This is a genomic window from Nostoc sp. (assembly GCF_036917935.1).
Classification (GTDB): Bacteria; Cyanobacteriota; Cyanobacteriia; order Cyanobacteriales; family Nostocaceae; genus Nostoc.
Genome location: NZ_JBALEL010000062.1, coordinates 169,849 through 196,761, shown reverse-complemented (window position 1 = coordinate 196,761; position 26,913 = coordinate 169,849). Strand labels below are relative to the sequence as shown.

The following is a 26,913-nucleotide window of genomic DNA, read 5'->3' as shown; positions in this document are numbered from 1 at the left end:
CTTACTTTGCGTCCTCTGCGTCCTTTGCGGTTCGTTTCTTAGTTTCTTCCGTCAACTCTTGCAGTGCGGCAGAAATCTCCACCTGCACCGAAACAGGATGATCCAAACGCCGTGTCTGTTCTGGCAAACTGGCAACCGAGGCGGCGGTACGCTGACGAATTGTTGCCAACGAATCCAACGGCTGCACCCGTTCACCCTCCTGTACTACCAACTGCAACAAAGGTTCTTCATCCAGAAGACTTTCACCTAAGAGTCCCAACCTGTCTGCTGTTACCTTACCTCCGGTAAACGAGCGAAAAATCTGCTTGCGTCCTGGATAAGTAACTTTACCACTTGACTGCTTCATCACTGGAATGCCATCAATGTCTACAAGTTTATAAACTCCATTTACGGGCGAACCTGTAACTAGTCGCGTTCCCAATCCGTAACCATCAATCTCGGCCCCAGCAGCTTTTAATCTGGCAATTTCCCACTCGTCTAAGTCGCCACTGGCAAAAATTGGCACACCGGGAAGGAGCGATCGCACCTGTTTTGATAAGGTAACTAAATCTCCTGAGTCCAATCTCACTCCTGTTAATTGCATTTCCCCAGAATTTACTTTTTCGGCCAAGCGCTGGGCAGCAGCAATGGTATCGTAAGTATCAATCAGCAATGGCGCACCCGGAAAATATCGATGAAATGCACTAAAAGCTTGTTCTTCAGTGCCTTCTATTGCTGACAACGCCATCACTAGGGCGTGCGCCATCGTACCACTTGGCTTTTGTCCCAGTTGTAGCGCTGCTAACACATTGGAGGTGGAATCTAACCCACCTGCCAAGGCCGCCCGCGCCGCCCACAAAGCAGCCTGGGGACTAAATGCTCGTCTTGTGCCAAATTCTAAAAGTGTTGCTGATTCCCCCGCGACATCCCGCAACCGTGCTGCTTTTGTGGCAATCAAAGTCTGGTAATTAATCGTATTCAGCAGGTAAGTTTCCACTAGTTGCGCTTGCCAAAGGGGTGCTTCCACCCGTAACAGTGGTTGATTGGCAAATACGGCTGTCCCTTCTGGTACTGCCCAAACATCACCCGTAAACTTTCCCTCAGCTAATAGTGACCAAAAGCGATCGCTTGCGTGAGCAAAAATTCCCGTTGCCTGTAATGCCGCAATTTGCGCGGAACTAAAGCGGAATTTGGCTAAATATTCCAATGCCTGTGTCAGCCCCATTGCAATCAAATAACCAAAACCCTCTGGCAATCGTCTGACAGACAATTCAAAGCTTGCCCGTCGTTGTTCTATACCTTCGCCTGTGTAACAAGCTGCCATCGTCAACTGATAAAGGTCGGTCAGCAAGCTGTAATCATCCGCAGATAGGTTTAGTTCCTGGTTCTGCTGGCTTTGCTGTTTATATACATAGTCCAAATCTGGCAAAGTTGTCATGCAAGAGCTTCCTTACAAGATGCTTCTACTATTTATGGTAATATTTACCATAAATAATGTCAACTCCTGGCAAGTATATTTTAGAGATTGCCGTAGAACAGTAGATTTATAGGGAAGTTAATACTAGCTTTATAAAATACTTAATATTTTTTAATAGTAATAGCTAGCAATAGTGTTAATCGAATCAGGCGGCTAATGAAAAGAAACAATATCCTGTCAGAGAAAGTTTGTTTGCCAGTCTCTTTTGCAGACGGGGGTTGAAGAAATAACTATGTTACAATTAGAATCAAAGAGAAAAATTTGATTTTTTGACAAGCTAAAGTATTGCGAAGTTATCTAAATAAACATTGCATATATTCTCAATATATTGGGAATTAGAGCCAGCTTTGAATATTCGCATTACAGTATAGACATCACAATCAAAGCGACTCGAAAATAAGGAGTCCAATCTTATGGCTATTTCCCAAATCATTGCGAAGATAACTGAGTATATTTCGGAAGCTGCAATGCGGATTTTTGGGCCTAATGATGATGCTTATCCTGTTATTGGCGTACAACCTTTTACAGGTGAGCCTTATGATAAGCGTAAAGATGATAATAATTAGGTGCTGATATAGTAGGTGCTGAGACGGCATGTGAAAAATATTTATGAACAAAAAGATCCCCGACTTATTGAAGAAGTCGGGGATCTGATTTTCTCAGTGGAGAACCAATCAAATAGGATTGCTATAGTTGCGTTGCGATTGACATAAACTACTTAGCAACAGATTGTCCAGCCGAAAATATTTGTTGTGCCGTTAGTTGTAAGTTGGGAAAGATTAAGGAGATAAGTCGATCGTTGTTTTGAAATAATTGTTTTTGATACTCATCCTCTCTTAGGTTGCAAATTGTCACCGTTGGCTGTTTGGGTTTACCAATATATTCTCTGCCACCAATATCTAAATAATCAACAATCCAATATTCAGTAATTCCTAACAGGGCGTACTCTTCGGCTTGACGGGCGTAATCGTTCTGCCAGTTGGTGCTGACAACTTCAGCAATCAGTTTTATTGAGTTTCCTGATGTAATTACAGGTTCTTGTTGCCATAATGGTTCATTAATTAATTGAGTTTGGTCTAACACAATCACATCGGGACGAAAAGCTGTTTCTGTTCCTAAGAGTTTGATTAGACAGCGATGGGGAATAAAGTAGCTTAGATCCTGACGCTCAATTTCTACATTCAGCTTTCGCCCAATCAATGCAGATACTTGCTCGTGTGGCCCGGTTGGTTCCATCTCAATTAATTCACCATCAATTAGTTCATAGCGATCGCACTCACCGTAATGGTTAATAAATTCATCAACGGTTAGAATTTTTGAGGCTGATTCAACCATTGTGATTATTCCTCATAATTTGCTGCTTGCTAATTCCCAATTAATTCTTTCACCCAACAGATTGAAGTCGTTCATGTAGCTCCTTTAGTATACATTCTTCCTCATATCTTAAATTCTTTAATAATTGTTTGGCATATTCTTCAATTTTTGAGAAATACTTACGTTAAATCTTTCAAAGCTAAAGGCGTGAGGTTTAACGTCACGCCTTTTTATTTAAACTTTTTTCCCACCGATCGCTAAGAGTTCCAGAATCGCTCCATTTGTCCAGCCGAAACCAACTTCGTTGGAACTATATCCAAAGGAAATATCGTCGGAAACGTTAGCAGAACAGCGTTCGACATCATATTTCTCAACTAGGGTATTGTGACGCTGGAATTCTTTAACTACCATAGCGAGAAATTTATTGGCAATGCGATCGCCTTCTGTATGATACCCATAGCGGTGAAGTCCCTGGACGGCAATTAACGTCAATGGTGCCCAGCCAAAAGGTGCATCCCACTGGTTTCCGGTGACATGAGTACTGGTCAAAATTCCGCCTGGGGCTTCAAACAAAGAGAGATTTTCCGCCACTCGCCGGGCTTGGGTTGGAGAAGCAATTCCCAGCCACAGAGGATAGAAGGTGGTAGCAAATTCGTAGCCGCGCCGTTTTCCACTCTGGAAATGGTAGTCTAAATATAATCCCTGCTTTTCATCCCAGAGAAACTGATCGATCCGATCGCGGCGCATATCTGCACGATCGTTCCATTGTTGTTGCAGTTGTTCGTTCCCCAAAATCTCGTTAATTTGCCCCAAGTCTTGTTCCACCTGATACAGCAAACTGTTGAGGCATACAGGAGCGTAGTGAAGGATATCAGCACTGAAAGGGCCAAATCGGTTGGTGATATCAAAACCGGACTCACGCATGGTGCGATCGCCCTTATAAAATAGATTGGTCAGTTGGTCATTTTCGCGATCGTAGTAAAGATCGACATCGTAATCCTCAACCTCAAAGGTTTGGTAATATTCCTTGACGCGATCGTAGTGGCTTTTTCCCTCTTCATCTCGCTCGGAAAACAAAACTTCTGGCGCGGGGCCTTCCCCAAAAGCATAAAATCTAGATAAGCCGGTTGCAGCATTTAGGTGGGGCGGAACTACCCAGTAATAGTAAAATTGCTCTAACAGCGGTACGGTTGCCTTCAACCACTCTTCATCTTGGGTGTGCTGGAATAACGCCAAAACCATCATACTGAGGACTGGAGGCTGCGATCGCGACAGCATATAAGTCCGGTTGGCGTTGAGGATGGTGCCGTAATGTTGCACTTGGTACAGCAATTGCTCAACTTGGCTTTCGGCTAACTCCAATTCTCCATCGTGCAAAAGTCCTAGTAATATAAAGTAGCTGTCCCAGCCATACATTTCATTGAAGCGTCCACCTGGTACGACATAAGGCCCTGGTAGGTATAGTAACCCATGCTCTTTAATCGCTTCGACTTCCGAGGGCAAAGTGCGAATTTCTAGCTGTTGCATATCTTTTGAAGATAGCGATCGCTCCAACACAGTCTGAATATTGGGACAATCTTCTGAGGGTGAAATGTAGACTATCCAAGGAGTGTCTTTTTTGTGGGCTAGCTTGGTATCCTTGGCAGATTGTAACAAGTGTTCGTGCGATCGCGTTAAAGTTTTCCACGTTTTTTTGATATGGACGCGCACGGCGTCAATCTGCTCGGTGGTAAGTGCTGGTGGAGTGTCGGTATAAGCTGGAGTTGGAGTAGTCATAATTCATCTCAAAATTCAAAATGGGGGCTGGGGAATAGAGACTAAGGACTAAAACAGAGAGTAGCGCTATCAAGGTGAGTCTGGATGAGACTGCAACTTCTATTTCATTACTAGCTCAGAACTCGCAACTTCGAGATCAGTACTTGGAATTTTCAGAATTTTAAAGGAACAAGTGAAGATTTGAGTTGAACAAATACGAAATTCAATTTACATATCACCTTGATCCGGCTAGATGGGGGATGAGGAGCAAGGGAGTAAGGCAGAAGAGTTTTCCCCTCTGCCCTCTACACTTTTCCCCTCTGCCTCTTTTGCCCAATACCCCTTAATTACTGACTAACAACGCAACTGGAAAATGGGCTAGGGCTGCTGCGATAGATAAGGTTTCTGTAGACTTTAAGGATTCCTGAGTTAGGACGTTTTTCCAGGTGTCAGAAGTTCCAGAGGGTAATTGCAGATGCGTATCTTGCCAAACTGACTCGCCCAAGGGATTGTCTCCAGCCTGGATGAGGCTAGTTAAAAAGCGGGGCGCGATCGCGATCGCTGTTTGATTCCCCTCCCGCCGTGCAAAGGCGATAATGTGATTGGCGTAGGTTCCCTGAACTTCTAACGGCAAATAATCGCCATCCTGGAATAATGAGACATAGTTGGTTCTAGCTTGGAGTAATTGAGCCGTTAAAAACAGTTTGATTCTACCGTCTGTTTTGTCGTTCAGTAACTCCTGAATTAGTCCGAGAATATCTGTTTTTGCCTGTTCGCGGATGGCGCTTAAGTAAGTACGTCGCTGTTCAAAATCCACGGGACGGCGATTGTCTGGATCTACTAGACTCAGTTCCCAAAGTTCCGTTCCCTGGTATAAATCGGGTACACCGGGTGCGGTAATCTTTAGTAGAGTTTGGGAAAGGGAATTAAATATTCCATAGTCTGCAATTCGCTGTTGAAAGGGACGAAAGGCTTCTAGAAACTCCCCGGAGATGGCAGGATCGAGTACTTTCTCAATAAAGGAAGTACAGGCTTCTTCATACTCGCTATCAGGTCGTAACCAGGCTGTATGCACCTTAGCTTCTCGAATTGCTTTAATTATATAGTCCTTCACCCGTTCCACGAAGGATGCATGTTCGTGTTCCGCAAAAGGAAACGCCCCCACTAGGGTTTGATAGAGAAAATACTCATCGTTGCGATCGGGTATAGCGAACCCTTGGCGATGGCTACGATGTCCTCGATTAATGGCACTCCAAGTATTTACCTGCTGATCCCACTCATCGGGGATTTCTGAAAGGACATTCAACCTGGCCCGCACATCTTCGCCGCGTTTGGTGTCGTGAGTGGCGGTGGTGTTCATGGTGTGAGGCCAGGCTGCTTGGTGCTGTTGGTTAAAGGCATGAAATTTGGTTACTGAAATCCCAAAATGACCAGGATTACCCCCGACTTCATTCAACGACAGCAAGCGATTGTAAACATATAATGTGGTGTCTTCTACACCTTTTGCCATTAACGGGCCGCTGTATTGCTGCATTCGCAAGACAAAATATATCCACTGTTCGCGTTCTGTTTGAGTTAGAGAATTATCAAACTCTAGCAGCATTAACTTTTCAATAAAGGTTAGTTCGTGCTGCAACAGGGGCGTTTGTTCTTTGGCTTGGCTAATTACTTTTTGAATGGTAGCGCGATCGCTATCTCCAATGCCATCGGGGGTAATGTAGGTACGGTAAATCGGGAACAGTGTCAAAACTTCAGCGATCGCTCTTTTTAATCCATTTAGCGTAAAATCATTTCCATAGCGATATTTGCTGGAAATATTCTTTAACAACAGAGCCAAATTGTCAATATCACCTGCTAAATTCTTTTCCAAAATCAGGTGTTTTTTACCATTCACTACTGATGCATAATCCACTCGTGAGCCGATAAAGTTATAGTAAATTTTATCGAACTGCGATTCATTTTCTGTTTGACAAAATACGCCATTTACATAGTTCAAAAAGTCGTATCCCGATGTCCCTTCAATTTTCCAATTCTCCGGCAATTCTTCAGTGATTTCTAAAATCTTTTCGACGGTGATATAAACATCTCCCGTCTTCTCCCGCAGCCTTTCGAGATATTGAATTGGGTTATAAAGTCCATCAATATGGTCAATGCGTAAACCTGTAAATTTGCCTTCCTCAACTAGCTTTTGAATTAGGCTATGGGTATTATTAAAAACTCGTATTTCTTCAACTTTAACGGAAATTAGTTCGTTGACAGTAAAGAAACGGCGGTAGTTCATTTCTTCTGCGCCAACCTTCCAGAAAGCGAGACGATAAAACTGCTCATTCAGTAATTCATCTAGGAGGTTAAAGCTTTCGGAATTACCCGCTTCGCCGTTGAAAGTTTGGATATTTTCGTCAATGAACTCGCGGATGGCATCGTTTGCGGTGTATAGTTCCCAAACCAATCCTTTAATAAATGCGATTTGGTCTTGTCGCTGTTTACCCGCCACTTCTGAGGGCACATTTTTCAGAATATACAGAATTCCCAATAGCTTAATAAAATCGGGGTGATTGCGTCCTAGTGTGCGGGTGAGTTTACCTAAATTATGGGTGATAAATTTTGTGTAAGACTCTAACCGGAGTGGCAGTTTTAAGCTGTAATAGTTGACAGTTAAACCGTTTTCTTCGTATTGCAGTTGAATGTGTCCGTTTTCCAGGGATGCACCATAGAAATCTCCCAGTAGTGGCGCGAGAATCCGCTCTTGGCGATCGCCAAAGGGAGCATTCCAAGAAAGGTCAAAGTAGTCGGTATAGCTGGAATCTGGCCCGTGTTCCAATACGTCCATCAAGTAATCGTTTTCGCTGCTATAGGCCATGTGGTTGGGCACAATATCTTGTAACCAGCCCATACCAAGAGATTGAACTTCATCAACTAATGCATCAAAGGATTCATTAGTTCCCAATTCTGGGTTAAGTTGAGTGGCATCTACTATATCGTAGCCGTGCGTACTCCCGGATCGGGCCTTGAAGATGGGGGAGGCATATAAATCGGAAATACCCAAATCTGCTAGATAAGCTGCGATCGCTTTAGCGTTGTCAAAGCCAAACTGAGGTGTAAACTGAATTCGATAAGTGGCGGTAGGAATTCGCATGAGTTTATTCTAATGAGAGATGGGGAATAGGGTTCGGTTAAAATGTTTGTCTCTCGGAGATCCCCCCAACCCCCCTTAAAAAGGGGGGCTTTTTCTGATTTTGACCCCCTTTTTAAGGGGGTCGCCGCAGGCGGGGGGATCTTATCTGAAACCTATTGAGAGGTAGAGGAGTTTGAACCTTTTTGCTTGAACGTTGAGCCTTTTTGCTTGAACGTTGAGCCTTTTAGCTCGAACGTTGAGCCTTTTAGCTCGAACGTTCAACCTGTTAGCTCGAACGTTGAGCCTTTTAGCTCGAACGTTGAGCCTTTTAGCTCGAACGTTCAACCTTTTAGCTTGAACGTTCAACCTTTTAACTTGAACGTTCAACCTTTTAACTTGAACGTTCAACCTTTTAGCTCGAACGTTGAGCCTTTTAGCTTGAACGTTCAACCTTTTAGCTTGAAACTTGAGGTTATGAGGCTGAAACTTTAAGTTCTAACTCTCCCCCTCATCCTTTTTCATAGAGTACTAAACTAGTAGGTTGCAATTTCACTTCTTGGCCCACAGACAGATGTTCAGCAGCTTCAGAACCATGCCCAGACCATGAGGTATCGGCAGAGTCTAACAATTTATTAGCATTTTGCTCAAACGGCAGAGTCACTGTCACCGGCGACGAATTGAAATTCATCACAAATATTAGTTCACTTGATTCGCACCAACGCCGCACGATGACCAACTGCTTGTCTCCATCGCTAGTCGCTTCGATGAACTTGCGGTCTTGGTTGAGAAGAACTGGATGTGTCTTCCGTAAATTAATTAACTGGCGATACCAATTCCACAGAACTTTGTGATTACCATTATTGCGTAATTGCCAATTAAGTTTAGAACGCAGAAAAGTTTCTGGAGATTCTGGATCTGGGGGATCATCTGCATAGTGAAATGCTTCAAATTCTTCTTTGCGTCCGGCTCGAACTGCTTGAATTAAATCGGGATCGGAGTGACTGACAAAGTAAATAAAGGGTGCAGTTTCGCCGTATTCTTCTCCCATGAATAACAGGGGTAAGTTGGGCGACAGCAGCACAGCGCCAGCGGCTAACTTTAATCCTTCAAAAGAGATCCGCTGACTGAGGCGTTCTCCTTTCATTTGATTGCCGATTTGATCGTGATTCTGAATGCAGACTGTAAACTGTGATAAAGAGCGATCGCTGCAAGATATGCCATGAAATCGTTTGCGATCGGGCGAGTATTTCCAATCGTAGACAAAAGTATCACTATAAGCTTTTGCCAAATCAGCACATTTGCCGAAATCTTGATAATATCCTTGGCGATCGCCTGTCAACAGTGTATGCAATGCGTGGTGAAAATCATCACTCCATTGAGCATCGAGTCCATATCCACCCAATTCTGCCGGACGAATTATTTGGGGATTATTCAAGTCACTTTCGGCAATTAAATGGCGCTTCCATTTTTGCCCTTGTTGTGAAAAATGATCAACTGCTTCCGCCAGTTCCCATAAAAAATGCTTCGCCCCCAAGTCGTAAATTGCTTGAATAGCATCCAGCCGCAATGCATCTATATGGAATTCGCGCAACCAGTAAAGCGCATTTTGGATAAAATAATTTCGCACACCCTGGCTATGGGCATTGTCGAAATTCATTGCTTCGCCCCACGGCGTTTTATAGGTTTTAGTAAAGTAGGGCGCGAACTGACTCATATAGTTGCCTTCTGGCCCAAAGTGGTTATACACCACATCCAGCACAACGGCGATACCGTGTTGATGGCAAGCATTTACCAGTTGCTTGAGTTCGGCTGGAGTACCGTAGGAATTTTGGACAGCAAAAGGATAAACGCCATCATAGCCCCAGTTGCGATATGCAAGCGTTGCCTCAATATGAGTGTCTCCCGGAACCTGGGAGATAGGCATGATTTCAATGGCGTTAATTCCCAGTTCCCTCAGTTCCGGTAAACGGGAAATGATCGCGGTGAAACTTCCTTCTGGCGTGAATGTACCAACATGGAGTTCATAAAAAATCATCGACTCCACAGGAATACCCGCCCATCCTTCATCAGTCCACTCAAAGTGATGATCGACAATTTGCGACGGCCCATGTACCCCTTCCGGTTGATACTGCGACGCCGGATCAGAAAAGGTGTCTTGGCCATTCAAGACATACCGATAAAGCGTACCTGGATACACATCGTTTATCTTCGTGTGCCAGTATCCCTCAGACTGAGGCTTGAGAGGAATTAACTGCTGTTCTGGCGTCAAAATTTGTACCGTAACGCTATCTAATAGCGGAGACCAAACTGTAAATTCACACTCTCCGTCACCCAAGTAGTTAGCACCAATTCTCACGCAGTATCCTCCCATCAGTTCCAGTTCAGTTTGTTGTGCCAAATCGTGGCGCGATCGCAAATGTCATTGATTGCACAATGTTTACAAACACGCCAAGATAGCATGATGGTTGGTCTAACGGGCTTTTAGCTAGCATCTGGAGGCGGATTTTTGTACCGAAAAAGTCTATCTAATTAGCTATTCATCATCTAACACCCACTCAAGCTTTTGTTTGAGGTCATTGCAGTGACTAGGCGGTAATAAATTATCGTGCTGAAGTCTACCAACTAAAATCCCCGGTGCAATGCCGATTTCAGCAGCAAACTGAATAATATTTGCTTTACTGAATTGTTGAACTGATGCCAGAAATGTTTTCAAATTGGCAGGGGGGATGAGTATATCCGCAGCAAATTTGTTTGCTTGTTCCTCCTTTTCTTGATCATTGACAGATGCAACACCTGTACCCTCAAGAAAGAAATCACGCTTACCATGCAGCAAAATGTGACCAGCTTCATGGAAAAAAGTAAACCATAAATGGTCATCAGTCTTGTAGCGCAGACTGAGTTGAATCAGCGCTTTGTCACCATTCAACCAATGAGTTGCTCCACTGGTTCGCGTTTTAGGAAGTTGTCGCACAAAAACTACAGCGACACCAGCTTCTGCACACAGTCGCTCTACTTTTAGCTGGAAAATTTCTGGTGGTTCCACAGTTAAAGCGCGGATTTTTTGCAGTGCTTCCCGAAATTTATTGGCATCATAGGGGACACAAGCAATCTCAGAAGCTTCAATTTCTCCTCGACGCAGCCAAGCGGTAATAGCACCAAAATCACTTTGAAATGCTTGAGATTTACGAAATTTTATATGAGTGTTCAACCATATTCCCTCCCAATTTTCAGGGGAGGCGACGGCGAAAAAATTTAGCACCTCCCGCAGCTGCTCAACTTTGTCCCGATATTGGCGAATCCAGCCAAACTTAATCATGGCTGTAACAGGAATTTCTTTCAGCCACGATACTTGCTGTTCTAAACGCTCTTGTTCTTCCTGTCGCGCTAAAAATTCCCGGTATCGTCGTTCGTGATTGTTCCAAAAACTAGCTGATATATTAAATACAAGTTCTAGCTGTAATGCAGTTTCAGGGGTAATTGCTGCTTTACCATTAATAATTTCGTTAATTGTTTTTTTTGGTCTTCCAGTCCGTTCCGCCAGTTCTGCTTGGGTCATCCCCCGTTCTTCCAGAACTTCTAGCAGAGTGTCCCCAGGAGGAGAAACGTAATCTGGATTATACTGATTTTGGATCTTACTTCCCATGTGTATTCTCCACGCCGATTATTCTCACGGCAGTTACTTGACTCCAGTCGATACCACCATCTAATTTGGTAGGAATTGGTTCATCTGCTGGCTCAAATATAAGCCGATATGGATGATCCAAATCGAGCGATAATTGACCTGCCCGATCATAAAGCAATTCATGGCAACGTCCAGGGAGATTTCGCATATCCTCAAGTACGTTGGCATAGTAACGTAAATGATCTAGCCGTTGTCGGATACGTTTTGCTCTATCTGCACCATGATTTTTTACTAGAAGCCGTTGGTTATTGCACTCTTGTTCAAATTTACTGTTCTCAAATACAATATCCATTATACCACCATCATAATATATTGTTAACCTTAAGGGTTAACAATATATTAAACTCGAAACTCAAAAATGATAGTAATCCTCCGGAAATGAGGGTTATCTTATTGAATACTAGAACTTATGTACTAAAGCTAGCTCAGGCTCAAAATTGCTCATTACCTGTTTTGCAGCTACCATCAACACAGTACGATGATTGATAGGTATTAGAACGTTTACCAAAGAGTGCATAGCGGTTATCGCGGATTTGTTCGTAAAAGCGATCGCCTGCCCATTTCATCCCCGGTAATGCTCGATAAGCATCTACAAATATACTTCCTGCTGGCAATAACCACCCAATTTTTTCTGCTGCATTACTGCCTTGCCAACGTCTCTGAGGTTCATTGCCATCAATTAAAATCACTCCCTGTTCGCAATCTTGGGCTGAAATTCCCCACTGTAAAAGTGTTTGCTCATCTTGGATGGGACTGTAGCGAAACAGCTTTCCTTGGTCTAGGGTTTCTAGCAATTGCACTAGGGTAACGCAGAGATTACAATTCCCGTCGTAGATTACGTAGTAATTCATATAAATAACATTATGTCTTGTTTTGACTTGACGTAGGCTTATTGTAGCGACTGCCATTCTAAAGTAGAGGAAAGGTGGGTTAATTTTTGGAAGCGATCGCATTCACAATGCAAGAGGTCGCATTCACAATGCAAGCGATCGCATTCACAATGCAAGCGATCGCATTCACAATGCAAGAGGTCGCATTCACAATGCAAGCGATCGCATTCACAATGCAAGCGATCGCATTCACAATGCAAGCGATCGCATTCACAATGCAAGCGATCGCATTCACAATGCAAGAGGTCGCATTCACAATACAAGAGGTCGCATTCACAATGCAAGCGATCGCATTTAAATAGCACAACAATACAAAAACTAAAGGGCTTGTCCTCAAACATTGTTTCAGTTTCCAGTTATCATGCCTTTGGAATGGTATTTACATCGTTTTTTTCATTAATGAGAAAATATTCATGAAATATAAACTCTTGGGCAAAAGCGGGTTAAGAGTCTCTGAACTCTCCTTGGGAACCATGACCTTTGGTGAAGATTGGGGCTGGGGTGCATCTGCTGACGAAAGTCGTAAAATCTTTGATAGCTATGTAGAAGCAGGGGGAAATTTCATTGACACCGCCAACGGTTACACCGATGGTAGCAGTGAAAAAATTGTTGGCGAGTTGATCGCTAAAGAACGGGAACGCTTTGTAGTTGCGACAAAATATTCCTTTCCCTTGCAAATGATGATTGAGAAGAAGGGCGACCCTAACGGTAGTGGAAACCATCGCAAGAACTTAATTCAGTCTTTAGAAGGTAGCCTGAAACGGCTGAATACCGATTACATTGATTTATTCTGGTTACACGCTTGGGATTTTACAACACCTATTGAAGAAGTCTTGCGATCGCTTGATGATGTAGTCCGTCAAGGTAAAGTACTTTACATCGGCATTTCTGATACCCCTGCTTGGATCGTTTCCCAAGCAAATACCATCGCCCAATACCAAGGATGGACGCAGTTTATCGCCCTGCAAATTGAGTATAGTTTGATTCAGCGGACACCCGAACGGGACTTGATCCCGATGGCAAAAGCTTTAGATTTGGCAGTAACACCGTGGTCGCCTTTGGGTGGGGGTGTGCTGACAGGTAAGTATAATCAGCCTCCTCAAACAGGTGATGAACAAGGACGATTCGCAAATGCAATGTTTGGAACTATTTCCGAACGGAATTTAGCGATCGCGCAAGTTGTCAGCCAAGTTGCAGCAGAAATTGGCCATACACCTTCACAGGTAGCATTAGCTTGGTTACGCGCTCAAAGTGGTGTGATTATTCCGATCATTGGCGCACGTAAATTAACGCAGTTTCAAGATAACTTAGCTTCAATAGAAGTCAGCCTCTCGCCAGAAAATTTGCAACGGTTAGATGAAGTGAGTCAAATTGAACTTGGTTTTCCCCATGACTTTTTGCAGAATGATGGAACTCGCGATCGCCTTTTCGGTGGCACATTTAATACCATAAAAAATCATCGCATTTAAGCTGATAGTCATATACAGTAACACATTCAGCCGTTAATTCAATCCATCGCCAGAGAGTTTCGCCCAGCCTTGCAATTCTGTAAAGTTAGATATAAAAGGCATTAACAACGTAGAATCATGAGCGATAACACCATTTCATCACGTCTGTACCCCACCCGCATTGACATTCCCGCTGAAGCGCGAGTGCAAATCGTGGTACTTCTTAACCAAACCTTGGCAGCTACTTCGGATCTGAAAACCCAAGCAAAGCAAGCCCACTGGAATGTTAAAGGAACCGACTTCTATCAGCTACACCTATTATTTGATGAAATTGCAGGGGAATTGGAAGAGTACATCGATATGGTGGCTGAACGGGTCACAGCTTTAGGCGGATACGCTTTCGGGACAGTTCGCGCCGCAGCTAGTAATTCGATCCTGCCAGAATACCCCTTAGATATTTTGGATGGCAAAGACCATGTGACAGCGTTGGCAGATCGCTTTGCATCCTATGGTAAACATCTCCGGGGAGCGATCGATAAAACTGATGAATTAGGCGACCTCGATACTGCTGACCTTTACACCGAAATTTCTCGCACCATTGACAAACGACTCTGGTTCTTAGAAGCTCATCTGCAAGTAGCAGAAATTAAGGCAGAGAATGGCAAAGCGGGTATTACTCAAACTCAAAAGATCCCTGCTGGTGTAAAATAAGCACTTTTGAGAAAAGTAGTCTTTCGTAAATCTATTAGTATCTTTTTAGTAAGTACGTCACTTTTAAGTGCGTACTTTTCATTTATATGTATATACTTTACTATTGAAATAGTTCAAAACTAAGTCGAAAAATTAAAAAATATTTTCGACAAGTGAGACATCAAGATTAATACTTCAACTTAAAGAAGTTATTAGATTACCGAAAAGGTATGCTAAATCCATTCGATTCGTAACTCTGTCAATTTTAGATTTTTTCTTCAATCCAAAATCCAAAATCTAAAATCCAAAATTGAGTGGCTCCTAACTATAAACAATTAACAACGAGGTAAATTTATGTCTCAAAATACAATTACCCACTTAATTCACGATCGCAATGCCCGCGGTCATGCTAAAACAGGCTGGCTCGATAGTTTTCATACATTTTCCTTCGGTAGTTTTTACGATCCCAACCGCATGGGATTTCGCTCTCTGCGAGTGATTAATGACGATCGCATCACCCCTGGTGCTGGATTTCCTACCCACAGCCATCGTGACATGGAAATCCTCACCTATGTCTTAGAAGGTGCTGTAGAGCATAAAGACAGCTTGGGTACTGGCTCGGTGATTCGCCCTGGTGATGCCCAGATTATGAGCGCTGGAACTGGAATCAGCCACAGTGAATTTAATCCTTCACCAACTGAACCACTACACTTGCTACAAATCTGGATTCTTCCCGATCGAGAAGGGTTAGCACCAAGATATGAACAAAAAGCTTTTCCTCTAGAAGAAAAGCGCGGCAAATTACGCTTAATTGCTGCTAAAGATGGGCGCGATGGTGCTGTGACAATTTACCAAGATGTTGATTTATATACATCTGTTTTAGAGTCAGGTGATGTTGTTAATTATCAAGTCAAACCCGGTCGTTATGCCTGGTTACAAATAGCCCAAGGCATAGTCAACTTAAATGGTGAAGAACTCAGAGCCGGTGATGGTGTACAAATCAACGGCGAAGAACAGCTAGAAATTAGCACCAACATCGGCGGCGAAATCTTGCTTTTCGATTTAGGCTAATTTTAAGTCTGATTTGCTAAAAGGCTAGCTGGTAGGGTGGGCATTATAATGCCCACCCTACTATACGTTTTAGATCCCCCTAAATACCCCCATAAATTGGGGGACTTTGATTCCGATTCCCCCCAATTTATCGGGGGGTTAGGGGGGAGCTATAAGTGCCTAAAATTACAGCCGAACACTTTTAAAACATCCTCTCAACTAAAAATGAAAGTTTGCTTATAGCGTTTCCTAATCATACAAGGTACGTCATAGCCCCCTCATCGCTTGCGGGGAGGGGGTTGGGGGTGGGGTTCTTGTATCTCACTCAACTGAGAACCGCTATATACTTAAAGGCACTCTCAAAAAACTTAATTGTCAATTCATTAGAATATTTTTAAACTATTGAACTATAAATTGAGGATGAATAATTTACTGTATCGAACAATCGGACAGGAGATTCGATAGGGGTGCGATGCCTTCTCTACGAGACGCTACGCGTAGCTTGCTTCCACGAAGTGGTACGGCGGGCGGTTACGCCATCGCACAGCGAATTTGACTACAATCCTTAGAAAGAGCAGCAAAAATCTAATGTCTAAAAAGTCCGATTCGCAGTTCCAAAATCTCTTTAGTTCAGCCAAATCAACCAACTGGGACGAAAGATTAGGCCAAATAGCTTATCGCTTTAATCGAGAGTATCAACGTGAAACCTTTGAACTCCCAGCAGAAGTACAGGCGATGCCGATATTCCGCGAGTGGACTAGTGGCATATTAGCAGGAAAAATTGCTTCCCCTTTTTGGGAAATTGCTAAACCTCAAAAAAACCAGCACTGTATAGATATTGGCTGCGGGATCAGCTTTTTAATTTATCCTTGGCGGGATTGGCAAGCATTTTTTCATGGGCAAGAAATCAGTAATGTGGCACGCGACACCCTTAATTCTCGTGGGCCGCAGTTGAATTCTAAGTTGTTCAAAGGTGTTGAGTTGGGAGCAGCTCATCAGTTAAACTATCCATCAGAGCAATTTGATTTAGCGATCGCTACAGGATTCAGCTGCTATTTTCCCCTCGAATATTGGGATGATGTACTAGCAGAAGTCAAGCGGGTGTTAAAACCAGGTGGACATTTTGTGTTTGACATCCTCAATCCAGAACAGCCTTTAGCGGAAGATTGGGCAGTTCTGGAAACCTATTTGGGGGCTGAGGTATTTTTAGAGCCTTTGGCTAAGTGGGAAAAAACGATTAAAGCGGCTGGTGCTAAAATACTGACGCAGAAATCAGGGGAATTATTCGAGTTGTATAAAATACGATTCTAAAAATATTATTACTCAGGGATAAGTGGACTCATTGGATCTAAAGAAGTTGTAAAAACAAAATAAATTACCCCAGCGCCGAGAATCATCACAGCGAGACTGAACAGCAACACCCAGCGGTCTGTTGGTTCATAAGTATCTTCTTCGATATCACGACGGACTGCGAAATAGTGTACTGTTGAGAGCCATACCGTGATTAAACCCACTAGCGAGAAGACTAAACCTAACTTCCAGCCGTTACCAGGACGGGGTATTAAAGGTACTTGGAAGGCACGCAAACGCACGATGACGACACCAAAACCTAAAAGAGCGATCCCTGTCCGCATCCAAGCGAGGTAGGTACGCTCATTTGCCAAGTGATCTCGAATTCTCGACGGATTCAGTCGTCCTGGCTTTTTTTTATCTTTATCTTCTTCTGTAGGTTTCAATTTTAACTGCATCAATAACACCCTTATCCCCAAAGCGGCTTTTCTCAAAAAAATCCGAAGGTAGTAGGAAATCTCCTTCCAGATGACTTGCATCCAGCGCAATAGTTGCGCTACTGAAATATGCCTGTTGTGATTGTACATTTTTTACAAAATTTATTTTAATGCAGATATCGAAATAAAACAAGCCTGACTGAATAATTCGGAATTCGTAATTGATGGTATATAGGAACTCTAAGTAATAAGGGTTCATAAATAAAACAGCCAATTTCAGAGAGATTTTTCAGCAGTGTTTGTCCTGTTTTTTCTCTGAAATTAGCTGTCATCCTATTGAAATTGAGAACAATCGATAAACAGTTATCAGTCTAAATTTTCTACCATACGCCTAGTAACTGTTTAGTGTTCAATGATTTAAGACTTCATGGTAGGCGCATTAGGAACCCGTGTATCTATTATAGCCTGTGATACATTCGGGATAAACCAGTTAACCTCGTTAGCTTTGACAATTTGAGCATTAGGAACGTTGATTTCAATTGCAGCAGTATCTGGATTAGTCTTAATCGCTAACTTACTGCCATCAGGTATCTTAATAGCTACTGCCTCTGTAAATTCTTGAGCTTGCCCGTCTGCGGTTAAACCTGCAATTGTGGCATCATTTGGCAGATAGAAGCCATCACAATCCCAATTATTTTTAGTGGACTGACCATCAGCTAGAAAATACAGATCGTTCTCGTAAATGGCATCTTCATCTTCTTCCTGATTTGGTCTTTTGCCATATACTGCTATGGTGTTACCTGTTTTGTTTTCGCATTGACCCCAATTGATTCCCGTCTCTAAAGCATATTTTTGGAATGTTAACTCATCGATTTTCTGCTGAATTTCTTCTGGTGTGACACCTTCTACTTGAGTTTGGGCTTCTTTTGCTTGAGTCAGTTTATCAAGTGTTTTCGTGACTTCGATATAATCAGGGTTTTTGCTAAATTTTGGTCTATCAGCAAAGGAAGGTTGAGCAAAGGCGAAATTAACGACAATCATTAAGAGAATTAGCAGAGATTTCCAGATTTTCATGTTTTGATTCCTGTTGATGGGTAAAATATTTTGTAGTTGGGAATTCCTGATGGGCTTCTTTTTAGACAATTAATTTTTCTTGTTCTTGACTCGACGGCTGAATATTAAAACCTAAAATTAATGAGAATATATAACTAGATACTACAGATAAAAGAGTCCAGGTAACATTTTCTGTGACAATAAACACGCCCAAACCAATCAAGATACAAGGTACAAAAGTGTTGCCATTTTCAGTTAAAAAGTTGGCGATCGCAGGCAAGTAGGTTAACTTGTAAGCGGTATAACACCATACACCCACCAGAGTAAAGAATACACTTAGGATCACCAGCAGACTATCTAATTCTGAGTTGGCAAACAGGGGTACGTAGACGCTGATATTATCGCTACCATTGGCAAAGGCGATCGCCGCGACATTACAAGTTTGCGGAGAGATAAAACTTTTAACTATAGAGGGACAAGAAGGCTCGGTTTCTTCTTCGGCTTCCTCAGATGAATCCTCTTCGCGTTTTAGTAAACTGCTCACACCAATGATTATTGGCATAAAACCAAGTAGTCTAATCCAGTCCTGCGGTATGATTAGTCCACCGAAGAAACCGGGAAGGCTAGCAATGATCAATGCTGCAAAACCGAGATACTGACCAGCAAGGATGTGACGACTGCGAAACGTTTTGCTTATTTGCGAAAAAAGCAACGTCAGAATGACAATATCATCGATGTTGGTGGCAGTGAATGCGGTAATCCCTGTGGTAATGGCAGTTACTAAATCGTTCATTTGTTGATGTCCTTATTTTCATGCTTGGGCATTGGGCAATTCAATTTGGGATTTTGGATTGAGGATTTTGGATTAAATTTCAATCTAAAATCTAAAATTCTTGCTCCCCCTGCTCTCTACTTGGCCGTTTGAGTCCGTGCCGAAGCCTTGATTTATACTTTAGTCAAACTAACCGATAGAATCAAATGCTTTTATTTGTCAAAATGATAAATGGAAGTGATTAAAATTTTGACACCAAGTCTTAGGGATACGATAAATGGCAGGAATGACGCTTGAGCAGCTAAAAATATTTCTGGCTGTGGCGCAGAACTTACACTTTACTCGCGCAGCAGAGGAGCTTTATATTACACAACCTGCCGTCAGTGCAGCGATCCACAACCTAGAGCAAGAATACGGAGTGAAACTATTCCATCGGATTGGTCGCCATATCGAGATTGCTGAGGCGGGTAAATTACTGCAAGTGGAAGCGCAAAAAATTCTCGATCAAGTTTCCTTGACAGAAAGGGGATTGCGAGAATTGAACAATCTGCAACGGGGTGAATTGAAATTAGGTTCGAGTCTGACAATTGGCAACTACTGGCTACCAAGTAAGATTAGTGACTTTAAGAGTCAATATCCTGGTATTCAGATTGACTGTACCCTGGCCAATGCCGAAACGATTTGTGTGGGCACAGCGATGGGACAGTTTGATTTAGGTTTGGTGGAAGGAGATGTAAAGCCAGCGCTTCAGAATACTCTGGAGTACGAAATAGTGGCGAGCGATCGCTTGCAAATTGTGGTCGGTCAAAAACACCCTTGGTTTGAGTGGGGAGAAATTGACTTAAGCCAACTAACTCAAACTCCTTGGGTGATGCGGGTGCGGGAATCTGGTACACAGCAAAGGTTTGAGGAAGCGTTGCAAAATTGGGGGATTAACCTCAGCGAACTGAATGTAATTTTAGTGTTTACCAGTGGTGAGATGGCAAAAGCCGCGATTGAAAATGGCGTAGGCGCAACTGGAATTTCTGAGTTGATGGTAAAAAAAGAAATCCAGTTGGGGACTCTGCGGGCAATTCGAGTTATTGATAACAGAGAAGGCAACGGTGCGATGCCGAAGGCGGAGCGTCTCGTAGAGAAGGCGGGCTACGCCTACGCAGAAATAGTTCGACCTTTTTTCAAAATCAAGCATCGTCAGCGTTTTCAAACTGCTATTTCCAAAGTCTTTGAACAAATGTTGATATCGTCTATGTTAGATGATTCACATCAACATGTTTCAAAATCAGTTATTTAAATAATACCTTAGCCAAAAAAAAGAGGATGAAAAGATCGGGCCGATTAGTTTAGAGTTATTATCTTCCACTACGATCAGGCATTCGCTACTTTCAGTCTATGTTCGACATACTATAGCGGTTCTCGCTTGAGTGAGATACAAGAACCCCACCCCCAACCCCCTAAGAGCAAGCGATGAGGGGACTATAATGTACCTTATATGATTAGGAAACGCTATATAGCAATTCAGAATCAAACGCGCAGATCCCCGACTTCGTAAAAGTTGTCGGGAATCTGCGGGTTGCAATTATCACAAATCAAATAGGATTGCGATCGCTAAACTACTATCGCTTTTTGTTCTTTGATCAATAGACCTCTTGCAAAAGTCCATAACACCCCACCCCCAACCCCTCCCCGCAAGCGGGGAGGGGAGCGTTTGCTTTACTCAAATGCGGGGTGGGGTTCTTTATTTTTGATTTATGCAAGAGGTCTAATGCTTTCGCAAATTTAATCAGAAAGAATCAAGGCCTCAGGCGTAGAGAATTAATGCAGCAATTCTCTACGACTGGCGGATGAATTTAAAAACGCTGTAACATCAAATCCGCTTGCAGAGCTTTTCTCCAGTCCCCAGTCCCAATCCCCTTTAAACCTTCCGCATATTTCTACTTATGGGGTCAAAACCTCTAGAAAACCGCGTGCTTTCATCGTAGTAAGCGCCAGTCAGATTCGCTCCATACAACTTGGCATAGTTGAGTTTTGCTCCCCGGAGATTTGCTTCATTCAGATTAGCACCGCTCAAATTAGCTCTGGTCAAATTCGCTTTGGCTAAGTTAGTTCTACTCAAATCTGCTCCCCAGAGTTTAGCTTTAGCTAGGTTAACTCCACTCAAGTCAGATCCCCATAAATTAATTCCAGGCAAATAGGCTTCAATCAACTTGTCCCTACTCAAGTTGACGGCTGCAAAATATCTTTCCCCTGCGGCAAAACGCCTTTTTAATTCTTCAGCATTCATGCGTCACGTTGACCTTCTTTAGCAATACAGAAGTTATTTGTTCCCATTCCTGGCTTAGTTCTCCTGAAAATTCTGGCTGACCACTGCGTTGATACCAGAAATGGGCATTGTTCAAATCGCCTTCTTTGCGGTGCAGGTAAGCATGAACCCAAGCACTGTCAGCATCGCTGGCATCTGTAACTGTTTCATGAGCTTTGTTCCAATCACCTTTGTGGTCATACCACATTGCTTGCAGCCCTTTTGGTAGTGTCTGAGGACATGGGCGCTGCTTTTCGATCAATCGCAAGAATTCCTCTGTATTCACGATCGCCACCCAACAAGATTGAACTTCTATCTCTAAGATACTCCTCAGCTTCAGTGGAGGATAGGGGACTGGGGATTAGATAAAAGTTTTCTTAATACCCAATCCCCAATCCCTCACATCTACTTGACTGGAATAAGTTCAAACTCGAAAGTACTGATCAAACGGTCATTAATATAGACTTCTATTCTATGCCTACCAACTGGATCGCCAGGAGCGATCGTCCAAAAATTCTCAATCACACCCTCTGTAGCCGATTGTGTGCGCCGTGTTACAGATGTCGTGCCGTCTGCTGATATTGAGAAGTCTTCACCATTATCTGTACCCCAAGTTTCTGGAGGTTTTGGTAAACGCAAGACTTCGCGCCATTTTACTTCACCTTGGTAGTCTTTGAGTTTAATCCGCCATCCGTAGGTGTTTCCTTCCTGAAGTGGCACTCTTTTTGTCTGGAAAATGGTAACGTTTCCTTTGGCATCAACTCTCTTCAGTCCAAACTCGATGTTACTGACAGTAATCTGTTTTGCATTCGCTGGCGCAGGAGACGATGTAGTATTTTCTACCAAAACAGAAGTAGCGTTGATTGGCTCAGAACCGATGACTCCAGATATTAGCCAAAAAGAAGCTAGCACAGCAGTAGTCCAAATTCTCATTAGTATGGTTTTCCTATCAGACTTTTGGTACTTATTCAAGTAATCTGCGATGTTTTCCGGGTCAAGGTTAGCTATGGTTAGACAAAGACGAAATTGCTTTGAGGAATTTGGGGGATTTAACCAACCCACTAACTTTGGTCAACATCCAATCTAAAATCAGTAAATCATAGTCTTTGGGAAAGGCAAACCATTGCGCTGTTTTTTCATCTGCGTAGGCGTAGCCCGCCTTCTCTACGAGACGCTCCGCGAACGGCATCGCATCTACTCTATACCTTATTCCTGGCATTTCTCTAGGAGACGCTTTGCAAACAGGACGGTGTGGCATGGATTATAGTATTCTGAATCCTGAATTCTGACTCCTTCTTTTTCTGATCACACTTTATATGAGATACCAAGTTGGCGGTAGCCTCCACAGTGACGATCCCAGCTATATTGTGCGTCAAGCAGACGAAAAACTTTATGCCAGTCTAAAAGGTGGTGATTTTTGCTATGTTTTCAACTCTCGCCAAATGGGTAAGTCATCCCTACTACAGCGAATAAGTCGTCGTCTCAAGTCAGAAGGCTATAAATGTGTTTACTTAGACGCGACTCAATTGGGTAGTGAGGATACGACATCAGCACAATGGTATAAGGGAATCATTGTCAGCATTTTCTACGCCTTAAATCTGGCGGAACAGATCAACTTTAAGCAATGGTGGGATATGCAAGCAGGTCTTTCTCCTGTACAAAAACTACACCAGTTTGTTGAAGAAGTTTTGCTGCCAAATGTCAAGAGCGATTGTGAAACAGATGGCAAAGCCAAAGGCATTTTTATCTTCATTGATGAGATTGATAGTTTACTGAATTTGAATTTTCCGGTCAATGACTTTTTTGCCTGGATTCGTCATTGCTACAATCAGCAGACACACGATCCGAATTTCCAACGTCTGGGATTTGCATTGTTTGGAGTCGCCAGTCCATCTGATTTAATTGCTGACAAACGCCGGACACCTTTTAACATTGGGACGGCCATAGAGTTATATGGCTTTCGATTGTATGAAGCTAGCCCATTGCTAAATAGATTAAAGGAAGCAATCAGCCAACCAGAAGTGGTACTGCAAGAGGTGATCTACTGGACAGGGGGACAACCGTTTTTAACTCAAAAACTCTGTCAGTTAGTTCTGCAAACTGCCTTAAAGACATCAGAGCAGAAAATTGTCCTATCCCCAAAAACTGAGGCGTATTGGGTAGAAGAATTGGTGCGATCGCACATTATCCAAGACTGGGAATCACAAGATGAACCCGAACACCTCCGCACTATTCGCTCACGCTTACTTTTTAACCAACAACAAGCCGGACGGTTGTTGGCTCTTTATCAGCAGGTATTGCAAGCGGAGGACGTGGGTATCAGGGGAGAAAGGGAAGATATTAGCAACTCTTGGCGTGTTTATGTCTCTCAGTCTCCGCATCCTCTTCTATTTCCCGTGCCTACCGATGATAGCCGAGAACAGACAGAGCTTTTACTATCGGGATTAGTCGAGAAGTACAACGGCTATCTCAGAATTAAAAATCCAATCTACCGCAGTATTTTCAATCCTGAATGGGTGTCAAGGCAGTTAGACAATTTGCGCCCTTACTCACAGCCATTCAATGCTTGGGTAGCATCGGGCTTTCAAGATCAGTCACGCCTGTTGCGGGGGAATGGGTTACAAGAGGTCTTAAACTGGACTCAGCATAAAAGTCTCAGCGATTTGGACTATCGATTTTTAGCAGCCAGCCAAGAATTGGAACGTCGGGAAGTCGAGCAAAAACTGGAGTAGAACGGCTCAAAGAAACTGAAGCACAGATTGGCAACTGAACAAAAGAGCGCGTGCTGTCAGCGACGACTCCTGATCCGGGGTAAGTGTGGCTCTAGTTACGGCGATCGTTTTGGGGATCACAACACTATATGCCACTCGACAGGCATCGCTGAGTCAGGTACGGGCGATCGCAGTTGCTTGCAATGGTAGTTTTAATTCCAATCAACGCCGACTTTGATCGCAACAATCAGATAGAAAGTAGCTTCTTGATACAGGTAATCTATTCTCATTTAGAACAGATGAATTCCTTAATAAAAATATATTGAAGGAGGCATGAATGCAATTACAACAAACACCAGTATTGGAAGAAACTCTTTGGCAAGCAGTTCTGAATCGAGACTCCGCTTTTGAAGGTAAGTTTTTCTATAGTGTTTGCTCTACGGGTATTTATTGCCGACCGATTTGCCCTAGTCGCAGACCAAATCGCAATCAAGTTTGTTTCTTCCAGTCGGCACAAGATGCTGAAATTGCAGGTTTTCGACCTTGTAAGCGCTGTCAGCCAGAATCTGAAACTGTTCCAAATCCCGCCAAAGCGAAAGTCTTAGCAGCATGTCGATACATTGAAGCACAAAGCGATCGCATTCCAACCCTCTCGGAATTATGTTCGGAAGTTGAAATGAGTCCCAGTTACCTACAAAGAATATTCAAGCAAATAGTTGGCGTATCGCCTTTTCAATATGCAGATGCGCTGCGTAGCCAACGATTGAAACAGCGTTTACACCAAGGAGAGGAAATTGCCCATGCAGTTTACGATACGGGGTATGGTTCAAGTAGTCAACTGTATGAGAAAGCACCTAAACAACTGGGAATGACACCAAAGACTTACCAACAAGCTGGAAAGACAATCAGCATTGTCTATGCGATCGCTCCATGTCCACTAGGATATTTGCTGGTGGCAACAACAGAAAAGGGTATCTGCGCCGTTAAACTAGGTGATGAAGCAGACAAGCTTGAACACATTTTGATCAAGGAATTTCACCAAGCGCACATCGTGCGTGATGATCACACACACAAAAAATGGATACAAGCAATCCTCGATTTTATTGCGGGAGGCGAGGCACATCTTGATTTACCACTTGATGTCCGTGGGACGGCATTTCAGAAACAGGTTTGGGAAGCATTACAAAAAATTCCTTATGGCGAAACGCGTACATACACTGATATCGCCTCTGATATTGCCAAACCCCAGGCAGTCCGCGCGGTGGGTAATGCTTGCGGTGCTAATCCGATCGCGCTGATTGTACCATGTCACCGTGTGCTGCAAAGTGATGGCAGTCTTGGTGGTTATCGCTGGGGAATTGAGCGCAAACAAAAACTGCTGATACAAGAATCGAAATTTATCAAAGATGACTCAAACACCTGAACTAGAATCGCTGACTGAAGAAAGTCTGACCCGTGGTTTGCTGGTGCTTGCCAATCTTGACAGCGATTTGGCTCGGATTTTAGAAACACTGGGATCTCCACCTATATGGTCAAGAGAACCGGGTTTTGCAACGCTTCTGTGCATAATTCTGGAACAACAAGTTTCCGTAGCAGCTGCAAGGGCTGTATTTAACCGTTTATGTGCGGTTGTTGTAACTTTAACGCCAGAAAACTTTCTGATATTAGATGATGCTCAATTAAGAGGGATTGGATTCAGTCGGCAAAAGATTTTATACTGTCGTGGATTGGCGAATGCGATGCCGAAGGCGGGCAAAGCCTACGCAACTGGTCAGCTTGACCTCAGCAAGCTGGAAACAATGGACGAAACTACGATCAGAACTGAGTTAAAGCGTCTCAAAGGTATCGGAGACTGGACAGTTGATATTTACTTGTTAATGGCGCTGCAACGTCCTGATGTCTTTCCTAAAGGTGATTTAGCGATCGCGATCGCTTTCCAAAAACTCAAAAACTTGGCGACGCGTCCAACACCAGCACAACTAGAAGCAATGACACAGCACTGGCGACCGTGGAGAGCCGTTGCTGCAAGGCTTCTATGGCACTACTACTTGAGTAATGCCAATGTTAAATCGGTTACAGTTTCCCAGTAAATACCCGCTCGGCCGGGCCTGTCATGTAAACCCGTTGGTCTACTTCTGACCATTCAATTTGCAAGGGGCCACCAGGTAATTCTATAGTGGCGGCGCGATCGCATTTCCCCGTTAACACACCAGCCACTAAGGAAGCACAAGCACCTGTACCACAAGCTAATGTAATCCCAGCACCCCGTTCCCACACCCGCATTTTCAAATAGTCACGGCGTACCACTTGTATAAATTCGGTATTTATGCGTTGGGGAAAAACTGGGTGATGCTCGAATTTGGGGCCGATGGTTTCTAGCTCAATTGCTGCGACATCTTCCACAAAGGTAATGCAGTGAGGATTTCCCATACTTACACAAGTGACATCCCAAGTTTGCCCTGCCACCTCCAACGGCTGAGAAATAACTTTTTCTTGGGCAGGTGCAAGGGTGGTGGGAATTTCGCTAGCGAGTAACCTGGGTAAACCCATATCCACCTTCACTTGACCATTAGGCAAGATTTGGGGAATCATCACACCAGCTAGGGTATGAATGCGATATAAGTCTTTATTCCGGGATTCCCCTTCTAAGTCTGCTAAAAAGCCAGCTAAACAGCGAATGCCATTACCACACATTTCTGGTTCTGAACCATCAGAATTAAAAATTCGCATAGTGTAATCAGTGCCATTTTCGCCGGGTAATGCAAAAATGACACCATCAGCACCGATACCAAAATGGCGATCGCACAACTTGATGGCTTGCTCTGGAGTCACTACAGGCAAAGATGACGAGCGATTGTCAATCAGAATAAAGTCGTTGCCTAGACCATGATACTTAGTAAATTCGATTGCCATTTCCTTAAGGATGAATTATCAAGGATTAGTTACTCTTT

General features: G+C 43.3%; 27 protein-coding genes. 10 read left to right on the top strand and 17 right to left on the bottom strand.

The genetic code is table 11. The features are described 5' to 3' along the window. Position 1: 1 nt before the first annotated feature. Positions 2 to 1,417, bottom strand: a complete 1,416-nt coding sequence (locus V7K62_RS27490) for a nicotinate phosphoribosyltransferase (protein ID WP_334869755.1) — start codon at positions 1,415 to 1,417, stop codon at positions 2 to 4. A 452-nt stretch (positions 1,418 to 1,869) separates the two neighbouring features. On the opposite strand from V7K62_RS27490, the gene V7K62_RS27485 reads away from it, so the two are divergent. Further along, the gene (locus tag V7K62_RS27485) at positions 1,870 to 2,022 is read left to right on the top strand and encodes a hypothetical protein (protein ID WP_334869753.1); all 153 of its coding nucleotides are present in this window, start codon (positions 1,870 to 1,872) and stop codon (positions 2,020 to 2,022) included. Between the two features lie 148 nt (positions 2,023 to 2,170). Here the strand turns inward: V7K62_RS27485 and V7K62_RS27480 are convergent, their stop codons facing one another. The 8 genes from V7K62_RS27480 to V7K62_RS27445 form a co-directional block, all read right to left on the bottom strand. Continuing rightward, a complete protein-coding gene (locus V7K62_RS27480; protein WP_334869751.1) occupies positions 2,171 to 2,791 on the bottom strand; it encodes a Uma2 family endonuclease in 621 nt (206 codons plus the stop codon). A gap of 213 nt (positions 2,792 to 3,004) precedes the next feature. Then, positions 3,005 to 4,546: a trehalase family glycosidase gene (locus tag V7K62_RS27475; RefSeq protein ID WP_334869749.1), complete on the bottom strand. Its 1,542-nt coding sequence runs from the start codon at positions 4,544 to 4,546 to the stop codon at positions 3,005 to 3,007. A gap of 322 nt (positions 4,547 to 4,868) precedes the next feature. Further along, on the bottom strand, positions 4,869 to 7,661 hold the full coding sequence (gene treY, locus V7K62_RS27470; protein ID WP_334869747.1) for a malto-oligosyltrehalose synthase: 2,793 nt from the start codon (positions 7,659 to 7,661) through the stop codon (positions 4,869 to 4,871). A gap of 487 nt (positions 7,662 to 8,148) precedes the next feature. Continuing rightward, positions 8,149 to 9,996, bottom strand: coding sequence for a malto-oligosyltrehalose trehalohydrolase (treZ, locus tag V7K62_RS27465; protein WP_334869854.1), 1,848 nt, complete (start codon positions 9,994 to 9,996; stop codon positions 8,149 to 8,151). A 177-nt stretch (positions 9,997 to 10,173) separates the two neighbouring features. Next, the gene (locus V7K62_RS27460) at positions 10,174 to 11,283 is read right to left on the bottom strand and encodes a HigA family addiction module antitoxin (protein WP_334869745.1); all 1,110 of its coding nucleotides are present in this window, start codon (positions 11,281 to 11,283) and stop codon (positions 10,174 to 10,176) included. After that, positions 11,273 to 11,614: a type II toxin-antitoxin system RelE/ParE family toxin gene (locus V7K62_RS27455; protein ID WP_334869743.1), complete on the bottom strand. Its 342-nt coding sequence runs from the start codon at positions 11,612 to 11,614 to the stop codon at positions 11,273 to 11,275. The genes V7K62_RS27460 and V7K62_RS27455 overlap by 11 nt, the downstream gene beginning before the upstream one ends. Before the next feature lie 139 nt (positions 11,615 to 11,753). After that, positions 11,754 to 12,173: a thiol-disulfide oxidoreductase DCC family protein gene (locus V7K62_RS27450; protein ID WP_334869741.1), complete on the bottom strand. Its 420-nt coding sequence runs from the start codon at positions 12,171 to 12,173 to the stop codon at positions 11,754 to 11,756. 79 nt (positions 12,174 to 12,252) lie between these two features. Further along, positions 12,253 to 12,549, bottom strand: coding sequence for a hypothetical protein (locus V7K62_RS27445; protein ID WP_334869739.1), 297 nt, complete (start codon positions 12,547 to 12,549; stop codon positions 12,253 to 12,255). A gap of 76 nt (positions 12,550 to 12,625) precedes the next feature. Between V7K62_RS27445 and V7K62_RS27440 the strand changes: the two genes are divergently transcribed. The 4 genes from V7K62_RS27440 (at position 12,626) to V7K62_RS27425 (ending at position 16,711) form a co-directional block, all read left to right on the top strand. Next, complete coding sequence (locus tag V7K62_RS27440; protein ID WP_334869737.1) at positions 12,626 to 13,681, top strand: aldo/keto reductase; 1,056 nt, start codon at positions 12,626 to 12,628, stop codon at positions 13,679 to 13,681. Between the two features lie 117 nt (positions 13,682 to 13,798). Next, positions 13,799 to 14,371 carry a DNA starvation/stationary phase protection protein Dps gene (gene dps, locus V7K62_RS27435; protein WP_334869735.1) on the top strand — a complete coding sequence of 191 codons (573 nt, stop codon included), beginning with the start codon at positions 13,799 to 13,801 and terminating at the stop codon, positions 14,369 to 14,371. Between the two features lie 333 nt (positions 14,372 to 14,704). Beyond that, on the top strand, positions 14,705 to 15,421 hold the full coding sequence (locus V7K62_RS27430; RefSeq protein ID WP_334869733.1) for a pirin family protein: 717 nt from the start codon (positions 14,705 to 14,707) through the stop codon (positions 15,419 to 15,421). A 567-nt stretch (positions 15,422 to 15,988) separates the two neighbouring features. Continuing rightward, positions 15,989 to 16,711 (top strand): class I SAM-dependent methyltransferase, encoded by a 723-nt coding sequence (locus V7K62_RS27425; protein WP_334869732.1) that lies wholly within the window; start codon positions 15,989 to 15,991, stop codon positions 16,709 to 16,711. Positions 16,712 to 16,719: 8 nt separating this feature from the next. Here V7K62_RS27425 and V7K62_RS27420 read toward each other — a convergent pair whose 3' ends face one another. The 3 genes from V7K62_RS27420 to V7K62_RS27410 all read right to left on the bottom strand — a co-directional run bounded on the left by V7K62_RS27420 (position 16,720) and on the right by V7K62_RS27410 (position 18,973). Beyond that, positions 16,720 to 17,148 (bottom strand): YidH family protein, encoded by a 429-nt coding sequence (locus V7K62_RS27420; RefSeq protein ID WP_334869730.1) that lies wholly within the window; start codon positions 17,146 to 17,148, stop codon positions 16,720 to 16,722. Between the two features lie 396 nt (positions 17,149 to 17,544). After that, positions 17,545 to 18,201 (bottom strand): hypothetical protein, encoded by a 657-nt coding sequence (locus V7K62_RS27415; protein ID WP_334869728.1) that lies wholly within the window; start codon positions 18,199 to 18,201, stop codon positions 17,545 to 17,547. 61 nt (positions 18,202 to 18,262) lie between these two features. Further along, on the bottom strand, positions 18,263 to 18,973 hold the full coding sequence (locus V7K62_RS27410; protein WP_334869726.1) for a cadmium resistance transporter: 711 nt from the start codon (positions 18,971 to 18,973) through the stop codon (positions 18,263 to 18,265). 256 nt (positions 18,974 to 19,229) lie between these two features. Between V7K62_RS27410 and V7K62_RS27405 the strand changes: the two genes are divergently transcribed. Next, the gene (locus V7K62_RS27405) at positions 19,230 to 20,243 is read left to right on the top strand and encodes a LysR substrate-binding domain-containing protein (protein WP_334869724.1); all 1,014 of its coding nucleotides are present in this window, start codon (positions 19,230 to 19,232) and stop codon (positions 20,241 to 20,243) included. Between the two features lie 621 nt (positions 20,244 to 20,864). Here V7K62_RS27405 and V7K62_RS27400 read toward each other — a convergent pair. From V7K62_RS27400 to V7K62_RS31675, 4 genes are all read right to left on the bottom strand, one after another. Beyond that, a complete protein-coding gene (locus V7K62_RS27400) occupies positions 20,865 to 21,233 on the bottom strand; it encodes a pentapeptide repeat-containing protein (protein WP_334869722.1) in 369 nt (122 codons plus the stop codon). Next, positions 21,223 to 21,537, bottom strand: coding sequence for a hypothetical protein (locus V7K62_RS27395; protein ID WP_334869720.1), 315 nt, complete (start codon positions 21,535 to 21,537; stop codon positions 21,223 to 21,225). The genes V7K62_RS27400 and V7K62_RS27395 overlap by 11 nt, the downstream gene beginning before the upstream one ends. 119 nt (positions 21,538 to 21,656) lie before the next feature. Further along, complete coding sequence (locus V7K62_RS27390) at positions 21,657 to 22,184, bottom strand: hypothetical protein (RefSeq protein WP_334869718.1); 528 nt, start codon at positions 22,182 to 22,184, stop codon at positions 21,657 to 21,659. 67 nt (positions 22,185 to 22,251) lie between these two features. Next, complete coding sequence (locus V7K62_RS31675) at positions 22,252 to 22,509, bottom strand: hypothetical protein (protein WP_442937342.1); 258 nt, start codon at positions 22,507 to 22,509, stop codon at positions 22,252 to 22,254. Between the two features lie 58 nt (positions 22,510 to 22,567). Here V7K62_RS31675 and V7K62_RS27380 point away from each other — a divergent pair, with 58 nt between their 5' ends. The 4 genes from V7K62_RS27380 (at position 22,568) to V7K62_RS27365 (ending at position 26,052) form a co-directional block, all read left to right on the top strand. After that, positions 22,568 to 23,983, top strand: a complete 1,416-nt coding sequence (locus V7K62_RS27380) for an AAA-like domain-containing protein (protein WP_334869716.1) — start codon at positions 22,568 to 22,570, stop codon at positions 23,981 to 23,983. A gap of 85 nt (positions 23,984 to 24,068) precedes the next feature. Continuing rightward, positions 24,069 to 24,200: a hypothetical protein gene (locus V7K62_RS27375; RefSeq protein ID WP_334869714.1), complete on the top strand. Its 132-nt coding sequence runs from the start codon at positions 24,069 to 24,071 to the stop codon at positions 24,198 to 24,200. A 99-nt stretch (positions 24,201 to 24,299) separates the two neighbouring features. Next, the gene (gene ada, locus V7K62_RS27370; protein WP_334869712.1) at positions 24,300 to 25,385 is read left to right on the top strand and encodes a bifunctional DNA-binding transcriptional regulator/O6-methylguanine-DNA methyltransferase Ada; all 1,086 of its coding nucleotides are present in this window, start codon (positions 24,300 to 24,302) and stop codon (positions 25,383 to 25,385) included. Beyond that, the gene (locus V7K62_RS27365) at positions 25,369 to 26,052 is read left to right on the top strand and encodes a DNA-3-methyladenine glycosylase family protein (RefSeq protein ID WP_334869710.1); all 684 of its coding nucleotides are present in this window, start codon (positions 25,369 to 25,371) and stop codon (positions 26,050 to 26,052) included. The genes ada and V7K62_RS27365 overlap by 17 nt, the downstream gene beginning before the upstream one ends. Here V7K62_RS27365 and dapF read toward each other — a convergent pair. Beyond that, on the bottom strand, positions 26,036 to 26,875 hold the full coding sequence (gene dapF / locus V7K62_RS27360; RefSeq protein ID WP_334869708.1) for a diaminopimelate epimerase: 840 nt from the start codon (positions 26,873 to 26,875) through the stop codon (positions 26,036 to 26,038). The genes V7K62_RS27365 and dapF overlap by 17 nt on opposite strands. Positions 26,876 to 26,913: the final 38 nt, after the last annotated feature.

What these genes read in the sequence shown, in the direction of transcription:
- V7K62_RS27490 (WP_334869755.1), bottom strand. Translation starts at nt 1,417, where the DNA reads ATGACAACTTTGCCAGATTTGGACTATGTATATAAACAGCAAAGCCAG.
- V7K62_RS27485 (WP_334869753.1), top strand. Translation starts at nt 1,870, where the DNA reads ATGGCTATTTCCCAAATCATTGCGAAGATAACTGAGTATATTTCGGAA.
- V7K62_RS27480 (WP_334869751.1), bottom strand. Translation starts at nt 2,791, where the DNA reads ATGGTTGAATCAGCCTCAAAAATTCTAACCGTTGATGAATTTATTAAC.
- V7K62_RS27475 (WP_334869749.1), bottom strand. Translation starts at nt 4,546, where the DNA reads ATGACTACTCCAACTCCAGCTTATACCGACACTCCACCAGCACTTACC.
- treY (WP_334869747.1), bottom strand. Translation starts at nt 7,661, where the DNA reads ATGCGAATTCCTACCGCCACTTATCGAATTCAGTTTACACCTCAGTTT.
- V7K62_RS27460 (WP_334869745.1), bottom strand. Translation starts at nt 11,283, where the DNA reads ATGGGAAGTAAGATCCAAAATCAGTATAATCCAGATTACGTTTCTCCT.
- V7K62_RS27455 (WP_334869743.1), bottom strand. Translation starts at nt 11,614, where the DNA reads ATGGATATTGTATTTGAGAACAGTAAATTTGAACAAGAGTGCAATAAC.
- V7K62_RS27450 (WP_334869741.1), bottom strand. Translation starts at nt 12,173, where the DNA reads ATGAATTACTACGTAATCTACGACGGGAATTGTAATCTCTGCGTTACC.
- V7K62_RS27440 (WP_334869737.1), top strand. Translation starts at nt 12,626, where the DNA reads ATGAAATATAAACTCTTGGGCAAAAGCGGGTTAAGAGTCTCTGAACTC.
- dps (WP_334869735.1), top strand. Translation starts at nt 13,799, where the DNA reads ATGAGCGATAACACCATTTCATCACGTCTGTACCCCACCCGCATTGAC.
- V7K62_RS27430 (WP_334869733.1), top strand. Translation starts at nt 14,705, where the DNA reads ATGTCTCAAAATACAATTACCCACTTAATTCACGATCGCAATGCCCGC.
- V7K62_RS27425 (WP_334869732.1), top strand. Translation starts at nt 15,989, where the DNA reads ATGTCTAAAAAGTCCGATTCGCAGTTCCAAAATCTCTTTAGTTCAGCC.
- V7K62_RS27420 (WP_334869730.1), bottom strand. Translation starts at nt 17,148, where the DNA reads ATGCAGTTAAAATTGAAACCTACAGAAGAAGATAAAGATAAAAAAAAG.
- V7K62_RS27415 (WP_334869728.1), bottom strand. Translation starts at nt 18,201, where the DNA reads ATGAAAATCTGGAAATCTCTGCTAATTCTCTTAATGATTGTCGTTAAT.
- V7K62_RS27410 (WP_334869726.1), bottom strand. Translation starts at nt 18,973, where the DNA reads ATGAACGATTTAGTAACTGCCATTACCACAGGGATTACCGCATTCACT.
- V7K62_RS27405 (WP_334869724.1), top strand. Translation starts at nt 19,230, where the DNA reads ATGGCAGGAATGACGCTTGAGCAGCTAAAAATATTTCTGGCTGTGGCG.
- V7K62_RS27400 (WP_334869722.1), bottom strand. Translation starts at nt 21,233, where the DNA reads ATGAATGCTGAAGAATTAAAAAGGCGTTTTGCCGCAGGGGAAAGATAT.
- V7K62_RS27390 (WP_334869718.1), bottom strand. Translation starts at nt 22,184, where the DNA reads ATGAGAATTTGGACTACTGCTGTGCTAGCTTCTTTTTGGCTAATATCT.
- V7K62_RS31675 (WP_442937342.1), bottom strand. Translation starts at nt 22,509, where the DNA reads ATGCCACACCGTCCTGTTTGCAAAGCGTCTCCTAGAGAAATGCCAGGA.
- V7K62_RS27380 (WP_334869716.1), top strand. Translation starts at nt 22,568, where the DNA reads ATGAGATACCAAGTTGGCGGTAGCCTCCACAGTGACGATCCCAGCTAT.
- ada (WP_334869712.1), top strand. Translation starts at nt 24,300, where the DNA reads ATGCAATTACAACAAACACCAGTATTGGAAGAAACTCTTTGGCAAGCA.
- V7K62_RS27365 (WP_334869710.1), top strand. Translation starts at nt 25,369, where the DNA reads ATGACTCAAACACCTGAACTAGAATCGCTGACTGAAGAAAGTCTGACC.
- dapF (WP_334869708.1), bottom strand. Translation starts at nt 26,875, where the DNA reads ATGGCAATCGAATTTACTAAGTATCATGGTCTAGGCAACGACTTTATT.